This window comes from Pseudomonas sp. MEJ108 (assembly GCF_030208985.1).
Taxonomy (GTDB): domain Bacteria; phylum Pseudomonadota; class Gammaproteobacteria; order Pseudomonadales; family Pseudomonadaceae; genus Aquipseudomonas; species Aquipseudomonas fragariae.
In genome coordinates this window covers 109458-122737 of sequence record NZ_JARVSW010000029.1, presented here as the reverse complement: position 1 = coordinate 122737, position 13280 = coordinate 109458, and the positions used below count along the sequence as shown (strand labels likewise).

General features: G+C 56.5%; 13 protein-coding genes. 5 read left to right on the top strand and 8 right to left on the bottom strand.

The genetic code is table 11. The annotated features are described in order from the left end of the window. Position 1 precedes the first annotated feature (1 nt). From yidD to rpmH, 3 genes are read right to left on the bottom strand one after another with little or no spacing between them, the layout of a single operon-like run. On the bottom strand, positions 2 to 247 hold the full coding sequence (gene yidD / locus QRN50_RS15255; RefSeq protein ID WP_002551313.1) for a membrane protein insertion efficiency factor YidD: 246 nt from the start codon (positions 245 to 247) through the stop codon (positions 2 to 4). Beyond that, on the bottom strand, positions 240 to 641 hold the full coding sequence (gene rnpA / locus QRN50_RS15250; protein ID WP_002551314.1) for a ribonuclease P protein component: 402 nt from the start codon (positions 639 to 641) through the stop codon (positions 240 to 242). The genes yidD and rnpA overlap by 8 nt, the downstream gene beginning before the upstream one ends. A 16-nt stretch (positions 642 to 657) precedes the next feature. Next, the gene (rpmH, locus tag QRN50_RS15245; protein WP_002551315.1) at positions 658 to 792 is read right to left on the bottom strand and encodes a 50S ribosomal protein L34; all 135 of its coding nucleotides are present in this window, start codon (positions 790 to 792) and stop codon (positions 658 to 660) included. Between the two features lie 584 nt (positions 793 to 1376). Between rpmH and dnaA the strand changes: the two genes are divergently transcribed. The 4 genes from dnaA to gyrB are packed head-to-tail and all read left to right on the top strand — an operon-like array spanning position 1377 to position 7602. Next, positions 1377 to 2912, top strand: coding sequence for a chromosomal replication initiator protein DnaA (dnaA, locus tag QRN50_RS15240; protein ID WP_096126720.1), 1536 nt, complete (start codon positions 1377 to 1379; stop codon positions 2910 to 2912). 38 nt (positions 2913 to 2950) lie between these two features. Next, positions 2951 to 4054, top strand: coding sequence for a DNA polymerase III subunit beta (gene dnaN, locus QRN50_RS15235; protein ID WP_003421522.1), 1104 nt, complete (start codon positions 2951 to 2953; stop codon positions 4052 to 4054). Positions 4055 to 4076: 22 nt separating this feature from the next. After that, positions 4077 to 5180, top strand: coding sequence for a DNA replication/repair protein RecF (gene recF / locus QRN50_RS15230; protein WP_011266123.1), 1104 nt, complete (start codon positions 4077 to 4079; stop codon positions 5178 to 5180). A gap of 4 nt (positions 5181 to 5184) precedes the next feature. Continuing rightward, positions 5185 to 7602 (top strand): DNA topoisomerase (ATP-hydrolyzing) subunit B, encoded by a 2418-nt coding sequence (gyrB, locus tag QRN50_RS15225; RefSeq protein WP_003340175.1) that lies wholly within the window; start codon positions 5185 to 5187, stop codon positions 7600 to 7602. A 54-nt stretch (positions 7603 to 7656) separates the two neighbouring features. On the opposite strand, the gene QRN50_RS15220 is transcribed toward gyrB, so the two are convergent. From QRN50_RS15220 to QRN50_RS15210, 3 genes are read right to left on the bottom strand one after another with little or no spacing between them, the layout of a single operon-like run. Beyond that, positions 7657 to 8544: a transporter gene (locus tag QRN50_RS15220; protein WP_024639357.1), complete on the bottom strand. Its 888-nt coding sequence runs from the start codon at positions 8542 to 8544 to the stop codon at positions 7657 to 7659. Positions 8545 to 8571: 27 nt separating this feature from the next. After that, on the bottom strand, positions 8572 to 9606 hold the full coding sequence (locus tag QRN50_RS15215) for a phenylacetaldoxime dehydratase family protein (protein WP_011266125.1): 1035 nt from the start codon (positions 9604 to 9606) through the stop codon (positions 8572 to 8574). Position 9607: 1 nt separating this feature from the next. Next, positions 9608 to 10618 (bottom strand): nitrilase, encoded by a 1011-nt coding sequence (locus QRN50_RS15210; RefSeq protein WP_060406244.1) that lies wholly within the window; start codon positions 10616 to 10618, stop codon positions 9608 to 9610. Positions 10619 to 10784: 166 nt separating this feature from the next. Between QRN50_RS15210 and QRN50_RS15205 the strand changes: the two genes are divergently transcribed. Then, entirely contained in the window at positions 10785 to 11774 is a 990-nt protein-coding gene (locus tag QRN50_RS15205) for an AraC-like ligand-binding domain-containing protein (protein ID WP_024639360.1), read from the top strand. Positions 11775 to 11900: 126 nt separating this feature from the next. Here the strand turns inward: QRN50_RS15205 and QRN50_RS15200 are convergent, their stop codons facing one another. Together QRN50_RS15200 and gmhB are read right to left on the bottom strand one after the other, a co-directional pair. Next, positions 11901 to 12671, bottom strand: a complete 771-nt coding sequence (locus QRN50_RS15200; protein ID WP_011266128.1) for a lysophospholipid acyltransferase family protein — start codon at positions 12669 to 12671, stop codon at positions 11901 to 11903. A 64-nt stretch (positions 12672 to 12735) separates the two neighbouring features. Continuing rightward, positions 12736 to 13278, bottom strand: coding sequence for a D-glycero-beta-D-manno-heptose 1,7-bisphosphate 7-phosphatase (gene gmhB / locus QRN50_RS15195; protein ID WP_096126721.1), 543 nt, complete (start codon positions 13276 to 13278; stop codon positions 12736 to 12738). Between the last annotated feature and the right edge of the window lie 2 nt (positions 13279 to 13280).

Here is a 13280-nt window from a genome sequence, read left to right as displayed (position 1 = left end):
ATTACTCGGCCATCGAAGAAGAACGGGAGGTGGGGACAGCTGGAACCGGGTCATAACCACCGGGATTCCATGGGTGACAGCGACCAAGACGACGAATTGACAGCCAGCCACCGCGCAAAAGGCCATGATTCTCGATGGCTTCATACGCGTAGCAGGAGCAACTGGGGTAGAAACGACAGTGACTGGCCATCAGCGGGCTAATGGCATAGCGATAAAACTGGATCGGAACGAGTGCCAGTTTACGCATCTGGACTGTCTACCCCTGCAGGTTCGGATTTTTCTTCCGGAATGGGTCGGCTACGCGCCAGACGTTTCCAGAGCTTGCCGAAATGCTGAATCAGTTCAGGGTTTTCTACGTCACCCAAGCCTTTACGCGCGACGATAACGATATCCCAACCGACCAAACTGTCTTGGTGTTGGCGAAATGATTCGCGCATCAGGCGTTTCAAACGATTGCGCTCGACGGAAAGCTTCACGCTCTTTTTACCTATCACAAGCCCCAGGCGGGGATGATCAAGGTCGTTGTTGCGCGCAAGGAGCAGGAGATTTTTCCCCGGAACCTTACCGGTAGGGGAGTCAAAGACTGCCTTGAAATGCCGGGGAGTGAGCAAACGCTTTTCCCGACTGAAGTCTCGACTCACCTCCTGTGCCGATTTATCAAACTGCCAGACGCTTACGGCCTTTGGCACGACGACGCGAAAGAACTGCGCGGCCGTTTTTGGTGGCCATGCGTGCACGGAAACCGTGGGTGCGGGCGCGCTTGATAGTGCTGGGTTGGAAAGTACGTTTCATGGCGTGTTACCTGGTTCGTCCACTACGGGCCGGAATGGCCCCCGTTTTAAGAGACCGGGGATTCTAGAGAAAGCGGGCCCGCAGGTCAATTTCCAACCAGCTTTTCTTCATGGGCGTCTTTTTATAGCTGAAAGCCCTCTTCCTCTCGTTCACCGCTAGGCTGACCCGATCCTGTTATAGAAATAAAAAGAAGAAAGTATTTAAAGCTTCTTTATAAAGCTTATAACTCTTAGGCAGCGCTTTTCTGTGGATAACCTCTCACAGCCCTTGTTATTCAATGTGTACAGAGGTTAGAAAGGTTGTCGAGAAACGGTGCCCTGCCTGTGCCGGACCCTCGGAAAAGCTGTGCATGGAACGCTGTTTTATCCACAGGCGAGTTATGCACAGAGTTCAAGCCTGACTTATGCAATGGGCTGAAGACGGGTTATCCACAGAGCTTAGGCATCGACCGTTTGTCGTGTGCTTCAGGCATAAATCGTTGATTTATAGCTGTCTGTGAGCAACCTACATGTGGATAAGTCGCCTCTGGGTCGTTACAATGGCGGCTGTTTTTGCCTCACCGGCTTTCAACTCAGGGGATATCCGTGTCAGTGGAACTTTGGCAGCAGTGCGTGGAGCTTTTGCGCGATGAGCTGCCTGCCCAGCAATTCAACACTTGGATCCGTCCGCTACAGGTCGAAGCCGAAGGCGACGAGTTGCGTGTGTACGCACCCAATCGTTTTGTTCTCGACTGGGTCAACGAAAAGTACCTTGGTCGTCTGCTCGAGCTTCTCGGCGAACACGGTCAAGGCATGGCCCCTGCTCTTTCCTTATTAATAGGAAGCAAGCGCAGCTCAGCACCGCGTGCTGCCCCGAATGCACCCTTGGCCGCTGCAGCCTCACAGGCGCTGTCTGCCAATTCGGTCAGCAGCGTCTCGGCCCCGGCTCCTGCCACGGCTGCTCCAGCTGCTGCTGTAGCGACGCCTGCACCGGTCCAGAACATTGCAACACACGACGAACCGTCGCGTGACAGCTTCGATCCGATGGCCGGTGCCAGCTCGCAACAAGCGCCCGCTCGCGCGGAACAACGCACCGTCCAGGTAGAAGGTGCGCTCAAGCACACCAGTTACCTGAACCGTACGTTCACGTTCGAAAATTTCGTCGAGGGTAAGTCCAACCAGCTGGCACGCGCTGCGGCCTGGCAGGTTGCCGACAACCCCAAGCATGGCTACAACCCGCTGTTCCTTTATGGCGGCGTCGGTCTTGGTAAAACTCACTTGATGCATGCGGTGGGTAACCACCTGCTGAAGAAGAACCCGAACGCCAAGGTCGTGTACCTGCATTCGGAGCGCTTCGTTGCAGACATGGTCAAGGCCTTGCAGCTCAATGCAATCAACGAGTTCAAGCGCTTCTACCGTTCAGTCGATGCGCTGCTGATCGACGACATCCAGTTTTTTGCCCGCAAGGAACGTTCGCAGGAAGAGTTTTTCCACACGTTCAACGCGCTGCTGGAAGGCGGACAGCAGGTCATTCTGACCAGCGACCGCTATCCCAAGGAAATCGAAGGCCTTGAAGAGCGACTCAAATCGCGTTTTGGCTGGGGCCTGACGGTTGCCGTCGAGCCTCCGGAGCTGGAAACCCGCGTGGCGATCCTCATGAAAAAAGCAGATCAGGCCAAGGTCGATCTGCCCCATGACGCAGCGTTCTTCATCGCCCAGCGAATTCGCTCCAACGTCCGTGAGCTGGAAGGTGCGCTCAAGCGCGTCATCGCTCACTCGCACTTCATGGGCCGCGACATCACCATCGAGCTGATTCGCGAGTCGCTGAAGGACTTGCTGGCGTTGCAGGACAAGCTGGTCAGTGTGGATAACATTCAGCGCACTGTCGCCGAGTACTACAAGATCAAGATTTCCGATCTGCTGTCCAAGCGTCGTTCCCGCTCTGTCGCCCGGCCTCGTCAGGTCGCGATGGCGCTCTCCAAGGAACTCACCAACCACAGTCTTCCGGAAATCGGTGACGTGTTTGGTGGCCGTGACCACACGACTGTCTTGCACGCATGCCGAAAGATCAACGAGCTCAAGGAATCCGATGCGGATATCCGCGAGGACTACAAGAACCTGCTGCGCACTCTGACTACGTGATAACGCCAGTGCAGCTCATCAAGGCAAGGGACTAGACCATGCATTTCACCATTCAACGCGAAGCCCTGTTGAAACCCCTGCAATTGGTCGCCGGCGTCGTCGAACGCCGCCAGACCTTGCCGGTTCTTTCCAATGTGCTCCTGGTCGTCGAAGGTCAGCAACTGTCGCTGACCGGTACGGATCTGGAAGTCGAACTGGTTGGCCGCGTCCAGCTGGAAGAGCCTGCCGAACCTGGAGAAATCACGGTTCCTGCGCGCAAGCTCATGGACATTTGCAAAAGCCTGTCCAATGACGCGCTGATCGACATCAAGCTCGATGATTCGAAACTGATCGTCAAGGCCGGTCGTAGCCGGTTCACCCTGTCGACTCTGCCTGCCAATGATTTCCCTACCGTCGAAGAAGGCCCGGGTTCGCTGACGTTCACTCTGGTGCAGAGCAAACTGCGCCGCTTGATCGAGCGCACCAGCTTTGCGATGGCCCAGCAGGACGTTCGGTACTACCTCAACGGCATGCTGCTTGAAGTGAGTGCCGGTATCTTGCGTGCGGTTGCCACCGACGGCCACCGCCTGGCCATGTGCTCGATGTCTGCCGATATCGAACATGCCGATCGCCATCAGGTGATCGTTCCACGTAAAGGTATTCTTGAAATGGCGCGCCTGCTGACCGAGCAGGACGGTACGGTCAGTATCGTTCTGGGTCAGCATCACATTCGTGCGACGACTGGCGAATTCACCTTCACCTCCAAACTGGTCGATGGCAAGTTCCCGGATTACGAGCGTGTGCTGCCTAAAGGTGGTGACAAGCTGGTGCTCGGTGATCGTCAGGCACTGCGTGAGGCGTTCAGCCGCACGGCGATTCTGTCCAACGAGAAGTACCGCGGCATCCGTCTGCAACTGGCCAGCGGTCAATTGAAGATTCAGGCCAACAACCCTGAGCAGGAAGAAGCAGAAGAGGAAATCAGCGTCGAGTACAACGGTGACTCGCTGGAGATTGGTTTCAACGTGAGCTACTTGCTCGACGTGCTGGGCGTCATGACCACCGAACAGGTGCGCCTGATCCTGTCTGACTCCAATAGCAGCGCCCTGGTGCAAGAGTCCGATAACGACGACTCCGCCTACGTTGTCATGCCGATGCGTCTGTAACTTCATGTCCAGCGCAACCTAGATGTCTCTTAGTCGCGTCTCGGTCACCGGGGTGCGCAATCTGCACCCGGTGACCCTCTCCCCCTCCCCGCGTATCAATATCCTCTACGGCGCAAACGGCAGTGGCAAAACCAGCGTGCTGGAAGCTATCCATCTGCTGGGCATCGCCCGCTCGTTCCGCAGCAGTCGCCTGCTGCCCGTCATTCAGTACGAGCAGCCTTCCTGCACCGTTTTCGGTCAGGTCGATCTTGCACAAGGTGGACACAGCAATCTGGGTGTTTCACGCGACCGCCAAGGCGAGTTCCAGATTCGTATCGATGGGCAGAACGCCAGAAGCGCCGCGCAGCTTGCAGAAATTCTGCCGCTGCAGCTCATCAACCCCGACAGCTTCCGATTGCTCGAAGGTGCGCCGAAGATACGCAGGCAGTTTCTGGATTGGGGAGTGTTCCACGTGGAACCTCGCTTTATGGCCACGTGGCAGCGCCTGCAGAAGGCCCTCAAGCAGCGAAACTCGTGGCTTCGGCATGGTACACTTGACGCCGCTTCACAGGCGGCATGGGACCGTGAGCTGTGCTCGGCAAGTGACGAGATCGACGAGTTCCGCCGGGCTTATATCAAGGCATTGAAGCCAGTCTTTGAACAGACTTTGAGCGAACTTGTTGAGCTTGAAGGTTTGACCCTGAGCTACTACCGAGGATGGGACAAGGAAAAAGAGCTAAGTACAGTGCTCGCCTCTTCCATCCACCGCGATCAGCAAATGGGCCACACCCAGGCCGGACCACAGCGAGCTGATCTGCGCCTTAGATTAGGCGCGCATAATGCGGCAGATATTCTGTCTCGCGGTCAGCAAAAGCTGGTGGTCTGCGCACTGCGTATTGCTCAGGGACATCTGGTCAGCCAGGTCCGTCGCGGCCAGTGTATTTACCTGGTAGATGATTTGCCCTCCGAACTGGATGACAACCATCGACGCGCGCTTTGCCGCTTGCTGGAAGAATTACGCTGCCAGGTGTTTATCACCTGTGTAGATCAAGAATTTTTGAGGGAAGGCTGGCAGACGGAAACGCCAGTCGCTTTGTTCCACGTGGAACAAGGCCGTATCACCCAGACCCACGACCATCGGGAGTGATTGCATGAGCGAAAACCAAACGTACGACTCGTCCAGCATTAAAGTGCTGAAAGGACTTGATGCCGTACGCAAGCGTCCCGGAATGTACATCGGTGATACAGACGATGGCAGCGGTCTGCACCACATGGTGTTCGAGGTGGTTGATAACTCGATCGACGAAGCATTGGCAGGCCATTGCGACGACATCAGCATCATCATCCACCCAGACGAATCTATCACCGTGCGCGACAACGGCCGCGGTATTCCGGTAGACGTGCATAAAGAAGAAGGCGTGTCGGCAGCCGAGGTCATCATGACCGTGCTCCACGCTGGCGGTAAGTTCGATGATAACTCCTACAAAGTATCCGGTGGTTTGCACGGTGTAGGTGTCTCTGTGGTTAACGCCCTTTCAGAGCTTCTGTTGCTGACGGTTCGTCGGAGCGGCAAGATCTGGGAACAGACCTATGTTCATGGTGTTCCACAGGAACCGATGAAGATTGTCGGTGAAAGTGACAGCACAGGCACTCAGATCCACTTCAAGCCTTCCGCTGAAACGTTCAAGAACATCCACTTTAGCTGGGACATCCTGGCCAAGCGGATTCGTGAGCTGTCCTTCCTGAACTCCGGTGTCGGCATTGTCCTCAAGGATGAGCGCAGCGGTAAGGAAGAATTGTTCAAATACGAAGGCGGTCTGCGTGCATTCGTCGAGTACCTGAACACCAACAAAACGCCGGTCAACGAAGTGTTCCACTTCAACATCCAGCGTGATGATGGCATCGGTGTCGAGATTGCTCTGCAGTGGAACGATAGCTTCAACGAGAACCTGCTGTGCTTCACCAACAACATTCCACAGCGTGATGGCGGTACTCACCTGGTGGGCTTCCGCTCTGCGCTGACGCGTAACCTGAACAACTACATCGAGCAGGAAGGTCTGGCCAAGAAGCACAAGGTCGCGACCACTGGCGATGATGCGCGTGAAGGTCTGACGGCGATCATTTCGGTCAAGGTGCCTGATCCGAAGTTCAGCTCGCAGACCAAGGACAAGCTGGTTTCGTCCGAAGTCAAAACGGCTGTCGAACAGGAAATGGGCAAGTACTTCTCCGACTTCCTGTTGGAAAACCCGAACGAAGCCAAAGCGGTTGTCGGCAAGATGATCGACGCTGCCCGTGCCCGTGAAGCTGCGCGCAAGGCGCGTGAGATGACTCGTCGTAAAGGCGCGCTGGATATCGCCGGCTTGCCGGGCAAACTGGCGGACTGCCAGGAGAAGGACCCTGCCCTTTCCGAACTGTACCTGGTGGAAGGGGACTCTGCTGGCGGATCAGCCAAGCAGGGGCGTAATCGTAGAACCCAGGCCATCCTGCCGCTCAAGGGCAAGATCCTGAACGTTGAAAAAGCGCGTTTCGACAAGATGATCTCTTCGCAGGAAGTGGGCACCTTGATCACTGCGCTGGGCTGCGGTATTGGCCGTGAAGAGTACAACATCGACAAGTTGCGTTATCACAACATCATCATCATGACCGATGCTGACGTCGACGGCTCGCACATCCGTACCCTTCTGCTGACCTTCTTCTTCCGTCAGTTGCCCGAGCTGATCGAGCGTGGCTACATCTACATCGCTCAGCCGCCGCTGTACAAGGTCAAGAAAGGCAAGCAGGAGCAGTACATCAAGGACGACGAGGCCATGGAAGAATACATGACCCAGTCGGCCCTTGAAGACGCCAGCCTGCACCTCAGCGAATCGGCGCCGGGTATCTCCGGTACCGCACTGGAGAAGCTGGTCAACGACTTCCGCATGGTCATGAAGACGCTCAAGCGCCTGTCGCGTCTGTACCCACAGGAACTGACCGAGCACTTCGTCTACCTGCCGCCGATCACGCTCGAACAACTGTCGGATCACGAGGGCATGCAAGCCTGGCTGGCACTGTTCGACGCGCGTCTGCGCACCGGCGAGAAGTCGGGTCTGGTCTACAAGGCCAGCCTGCGTGAAGACCGTGAACGTAACGTCTGGCTGCCAGAGGTCGAACTGATCTCCCACGGCCTGTCGAACTACGTCACCTTCAACCGCGACTTCTTCGGCAGCAACGACTACAAGACCGTTACCGCTCTGGGCGCGCAGATCAGCACGCTGCTGGAAGAAGGTGCCTACGTACAACGTGGCGAGCGCAAGAAGCCCGTCAACGAGTTCAAGGAAGCCCTCGCCTGGTTGATGGCCGAAAGCACCAAGCGCCACACCATCCAGCGCTACAAAGGTCTGGGTGAGATGAACCCGGACCAGCTGTGGGAAACCACCATGGACCCGAGTGTGCGCCGCATGCTGAAAGTCACCATCGAAGACGCCATCGGCGCTGACCAGATCTTCAACACCCTCATGGGTGATGCGGTCGAGCCACGTCGTGACTTCATCGAGAGCAATGCGCTGGCCGTGTCCAACCTGGACTTCTGATGAGCGTATGAGCAAACATCAACCCCGGCGAAAGCCGGGGTTTTTGTTTGTGCTCTAAAACAGTTTCGCCAGTCGCAGATTCAAGCGGGACTTTTCCCGGAAGCCCTCCTCCACTTCTACATCCCTGCCGAGTACGGCCTGGACCTGAATCGACGGGGTCAGCATGTGAGTGGCACTCACACGCAGGTAGGTAGTGCTTAGTTGATCGTCTTGATTGACGCCACCCACCCGGTTTTCTCCGCCATCAATATGGCCTCCACCAACGGCAAACCGGGTTTGCGGCGAAACGTTGTAGCTCAGGTAAGCCTGATATTCGTAGCGGGTCTTCTGTGCCAATGTGTCACTGCCTGAACCGTAATCATCGTTATCGCTGAACCATGAGACATCCGCAGCGGTGTCCAGAGCCCATCTGGCATTGAAGTGATGGATGTAGGCTGCTTGCAGCAAAAGACGCCAGCGGTTTTCACCCAGGTTGAGTGTGTCGTCGTTTTCGTAACTGCCGGTAGGCAAATAAAGGTAAGGCGCCACGGAAAAGACATCCTTATTTGCAGTGGCTAAGGTCCACTTTACCGGTGCGCCGAGAATCAGATCTCCGGCGCCGGTGGTCTGGCCAAGCGCGTTTGCCTCACCACCAGCTTTCAGATGTCCATAAGGCAGGATGAACTGTGGCTCTATCACCGCGTTGTTGCTCAGCGCAAACGAGTGGATATAGCGAACCAGGCTGACATCGGTCTTGAGTCGAAAATCGTCCGAGACTTTGTGACCGTTGCTGTAAAAGTCCGAGCTTTCAGCGTGTTGTGCATAAACCAGCAAAGCGTTCATGCCGACAGGCAGCGGCTCATAATCGCCTGCGGTGATTTCCAGGGCATGAGTCACGGTCGACCAACACAGCATGGTAGAGCTGGCCAGCACTGAACGAGCAACCAGGTTGAGTCTTTGCATATCTGTTTCCTCAAGGATTAATGCGTGTCAGCGGCTCAGCAAGCCGCTGCCGGGGTGGCAATTGAGGTATTCGAAATACTGGGCCTCACGGGGGATCACCGCGATCTCATGGTAGAGGCGTAACTGGACCTGGAAGTTGAGGGTCTGTACGTACTGCATGAAGCCGCCGAAGATCGCCACATGAGTGGGATGGGTCTTTGCCCAACGCTCCAGGTTGCTCAGGTCATCGAACCAGGCGAGGCCGAAGCTCTTCTCCAAAGGCTCGCCGCTCTCGTTGTCCAGCGCTTGCATGAAGCGACAGCTCAGGCAGCCGACGGTGGCGCCTTCGTCGCGCAGAAACGTCATGCCGGTCTGCAACACGGGCTGTATGTCGTTCAGGTACAGATCACGTTCCTGTCCGGTGGTGCTGCTCCAGTCCTGCCCGGAGCGAATCAGGCACAGGTTGTCGCGACCGGACATACGCACCCTGCCAGCACGCAGCACGTCCGCACTTGAAGGATTGCTGCTACCTGCCAGTGCATCAGTCTGGGCAAAAGGGATACGGTCGCGGGAACTGCCCCAGTACGCGTGTTCCTGAATAGGCTCACTCATGTGAGTGGCCAGGTGAGTAACACCTTCGGGCACATCCGGGGCGGAGAACAATGTTTCGAAACGCTCCGTGCTGGGGCAAACGACCTCTAGGAACCATCCCAGCGGCCCTGTTTCACGAGCCGGATCCTGCCACCAGCGCAAGAACCCCGAGCTGTTTCGCCACCGATTGAAAGCGTCCACGTCGTGCCAGTAAGCGATGGCTATGCAGGTATGGAAACCATCGGCGTCCACGCAACATGCGCTGTCCCAATACCGCGGGCCTGAGTCGCTATCAAACCAAGCGGTTATCGCTGCCAGTTCTGGCAGACCTACCGGATGCAGGGACTGGACGCCGAAATAAGCCATCACCACCTGCCCTGCCAGCGGATCGAAACGCGCGGACCATGCAGGAAAAGGTGGTTGATAGCCCTCGGGCAGATTGCTGTTCAGCTCACGTGGCTTGCGCAGATGTTCAGGAATCGCTGAGTGCATGTCACACCTCCAGCGCGATGTCAGGCCGAAGCAGCTCGATGGACTCGCTGCTGATCGGCAGGCCTGGCAGATCGACTACACATGGAGTGGGATTGGGATTGAACATCAGACGAGTGACGTCGGGACGTGAGTAATGTCCAGCCGGGTCGGCTGCTACTTTGGCCAAGGTCAATGCGGCTGGATCAAGTGTTGCGTAGAGCAGACCTTCCTCATGTTCGCCCAATGGGGTCGCCAGATCACTTCCGTCCGGACCGAAAATCCGTGCGTGCCCGCCACCGGCCTGCAGCAGGCTGCGTTTGGCATCACTGTCGCAAAGCATTTCGATCATTTCAGGGGAAACGATTGCACAGGGTGCGAGGACGAAGCATTGCCCTTCTGCGGCATAAACCCGCGAAGCCGCAGTATTGACCTCGGGGCCCAGGGCACTCGTGGCGTTGCGGTACAGGCTGAAGCTTGGCCAGGCCGCTACGTGGATCTGTTCGTTCTGTGCGTACATGGCGTACTTGGAAAGCGGTTGCAGGTGCTCCCAGCAGCAAAGCGCACCGAGAACGCCGACAGGGGTTTCAAAGGTACGCAATGATGCCCCGTCGCCTTCGCCAAACATCGTACGTTCCACATGAGTAGCCTTGAGCTTGCGACGCACGCCAACCGTTTCACCGTGATCGTCGATGATCCACTGACCGATATACAGCGACGCTTTGTTGCGCTCGCTGTAACCGAGCACCACATAGAGACCGAGATGGCGAGCCGCATCGCTGATACGTCGGGCCTGAACACTGTCCAGCACCAGAGACTGCTGGTGATAACGCTGCACCAACGGCATGTTCCAGGCCGGTGCGTCGAGCCACAAGAACCACGGATAGCCCGGAATCCACGTTTCCGGGAATGCAATCAGACCGGCTCCGGCGGCTGCCGCCTGCTCCATCAGGGTTATGGTCTTGTCTACGGTGGCGTCCAGATCCAGGAACACGGGCGCAGCTTGCACACAGGCGACTTTCAGAGGGTCTTTCATCGTCAAAACTCGAATGGCTGTTGGATGGCCACAGGCTATGAGCTTTCCTGACGACGGTATTAGGACGAAAAGGAACGGCTTTTTGACTGGAAGGGATAGGCTGACAGGGATGGTTTCAGACTTGCATGGCGATTGGCTCGACGCATCGAAGTGCAGGTTGAACGCGATGAGCATCTATTTCGATACCAACAGCATTGTCGTGCGGGAACGGGCAGAGTTCTGGCAGGAAGTGGTGTGCAGTACTTTCGTGCCATTGGAATGTGCCTTCCCGGATCGACAAAACTTCCAGGGTCGTTTGCGCTCGCATAGCGTCGCAGGGCTTGGCTTGGTTGAAGTACAGGCCTGCGAGCAGACGGTCGTTCGAGATACCTCGAGTATTTCGCGCAGTGACGACGAGTTCGTATTGGTGAGTCTGGCGCTTGAAGGCCGGGCGCAGGTTTCTCAAGAGGGACGCGAAGCGATATTGGAGGTCGGCGACTTTGCTATCTACGACACTCGTCGCCCTTACCGACTGCACTTCGACAGTGCGTTCAGTCAGACCGTGGTGCAAATCCCGCGCAACAGTCTGCAGCAGCGCCTGTGCAATCTGGAGTATCTGACCGCTTTATCCATGTCTCGCGATAACCCGCTCAATGGACTGGTCTTCGACTTTTTTACCGGTCTCGCTGCACTCGAGAACCGGGTAGGCGAATCGCAGCAGGCGCGGATAACCGAGCAAGGGCTGGACTTGTTGGCAATGGCTTTGTCCGAAAGAGTCAAAGGGCAGGCACAAGGTTCGAGACGCAGTGGCTTACTGCTGCGCATTAAGGACCATATTCAGGCCAACCTGGCAGATACAAAACTGTCTCTGGCCAGTGTCAGCGTCCGATTCGGAGTCAGCACGCGCTATGTCAGCAGCCTGTTTCAGGATGAACAGACCTCGTTCGGGCGCTACCTGTTGGGCTCCCGGCTACAACGCTGCGCCAGTGATCTGCGCGAGCCATTACTCGCCAATCGACAGATCAGCGAGATCGCCTGGCGTTGGGGATTCAGTGATGTCGCTTACTTCAGCAGAGTCTTCCGCCAGCGCTTCGGAGTGCCTGCAAGGGAATATCGGCTTGAAACTTCGCCAACCCCCGGGCATAAAAAAACCGACCTCTTAAAGGTCGGTTTCTGATACATCATCAAAACTTATGCACGTTTTTCCGGTTTTTATAGCCTGAAAAAATATGTATACGAATTAACAGGTTAGACAGCCTTTTTCAGCGATTTCAGAAAAACCGTACACAGGTTATCCACAAAATCACGCCGGGACTTTTTCGGGGGTGGCTGCAGGCTCGACAGGCGAACCCATTGCGCGTTGTGTGTCTTCATTCCAGGCCTGCACACGCTCATTCAACGCAGCAATGGCACGTGGGCCTGTGCCTTCTGCATACATCGGCTCGCCGATCACCACCTGAATGGTGCCTGGCTTTTTCGCCCAGCCGTCGCGAGGCCAGTACTTGCCTGCGTTGTGCGCAACAGGCAGCACAGGCAGATCAGCGTTCACTGCCAGTGCAGTACCGCCGCGAGAGAATTTGCCGACCTGGCCGTAAGGCACGCGTGTGCCCTCCGGGAAGATCAATACCCAGACGCCGTCCTTGAGCAACTCGTCGCCCTTCTTGGCAATCTCCCTGAGTGCGGCTTTCGGGTTTTCGCGGTCGATGGCGATCGGGCGCAGCATTGCCATCGCCCAGCCAAAGAACGGCACGTACAGCAGTTCACGCTTGAGGACCTGACTCATCGGCTCGAAATACGCCGACAGAAAGAAGGTCTCCCAGGTGCTCTGATGGTTGGAGATGATCACGCAGGGGGTTTTCGGTACGTTCTCGGCGCCAGTTACTTCAACCTTGATGTTCAGAAACACCTTGGTCAGCCAGATGGCGCAGCGGCACCAGTAGACGTTGATGAAGCGATAGCGGGCTTTGAACGGCAGAAAAGGCGCAATGAAAAAACTCAATGTGCACCACAGCAGCGAGCTGGTGCCCAGCAACAGGTAAAAGAAGAAGGTCCTGATTGCCTGCATGATCGACATAGTTACGTTTACCGTACGGGCAGGTGCCCGCTCCTTAGCGTCCTGAACCTGAAGAGCTGATTGTTCAGTGAGTGCTGTTGTGGATAAGTTCTGCGGCAACTGCCGCCAGATCGTCAAAAATCAATGTGCCTGCCGGCACTCCGCCTTCCATCGTCTTGCGGCCTTTGCCGGTCATTACCAGCACAGGCTGAGAATCGACGGCCAATGCGGCTTGCAGGTCACCCTTGCTGTCGCCCACGAACCAGAGACCTTTGAGGTCCGCTGCGTAATGACGGGCGATGGCCTGCAGCATGCCGGGTTTTGGCTTGCGGCAGGTACAGCCATCGTCTGGCCCATGCGGGCAATAGACGATCAAACCGAGCTCGCCGCTCTGCTCTGCCACCAGCTTGCGCAAGCGCACGTGCATGGCATCCAGAGTGGCCAGATCGTAATAACCTCGGGCAATGCCCGACTGGTTGGTAGCGATGGCCACCGTCCAGCCGGCCTTGCTCAGCGCTGCGATAGCTTCGATCGAGCCAGGAATGGGCAGCCACTCCGCCACCGACTTTATGTAAGTGTCGGAGTCATGATTGATCACGCCATCCCGATCGAGTATCAGCAGTTTCACAG

Bases quoted from the DNA above. Each gene is read 5' to 3' on its own strand.
- QRN50_RS15205 (WP_024639360.1), top strand. From the start codon at position 10,785: ATGAGCATCTATTTCGATACCAACAGCATTGTCGTGCGGGAACGGGCA.
- gyrB (WP_003340175.1), top strand. From the start codon at position 5,185: ATGAGCGAAAACCAAACGTACGACTCGTCCAGCATTAAAGTGCTGAAA.
- yidD (WP_002551313.1), bottom strand. From the start codon at position 247: ATGCGTAAACTGGCACTCGTTCCGATCCAGTTTTATCGCTATGCCATT.
- QRN50_RS15215 (WP_011266125.1), bottom strand. From the start codon at position 9,606: ATGCACTCAGCGATTCCTGAACATCTGCGCAAGCCACGTGAGCTGAAC.
- QRN50_RS15210 (WP_060406244.1), bottom strand. From the start codon at position 10,618: ATGAAAGACCCTCTGAAAGTCGCCTGTGTGCAAGCTGCGCCCGTGTTC.
- rpmH (WP_002551315.1), bottom strand. From the start codon at position 792: ATGAAACGTACTTTCCAACCCAGCACTATCAAGCGCGCCCGCACCCAC.
- QRN50_RS15200 (WP_011266128.1), bottom strand. From the start codon at position 12,671: ATGTCGATCATGCAGGCAATCAGGACCTTCTTCTTTTACCTGTTGCTG.
- recF (WP_011266123.1), top strand. From the start codon at position 4,077: ATGTCTCTTAGTCGCGTCTCGGTCACCGGGGTGCGCAATCTGCACCCG.
- QRN50_RS15220 (WP_024639357.1), bottom strand. From the start codon at position 8,544: ATGCAAAGACTCAACCTGGTTGCTCGTTCAGTGCTGGCCAGCTCTACC.
- dnaN (WP_003421522.1), top strand. From the start codon at position 2,951: ATGCATTTCACCATTCAACGCGAAGCCCTGTTGAAACCCCTGCAATTG.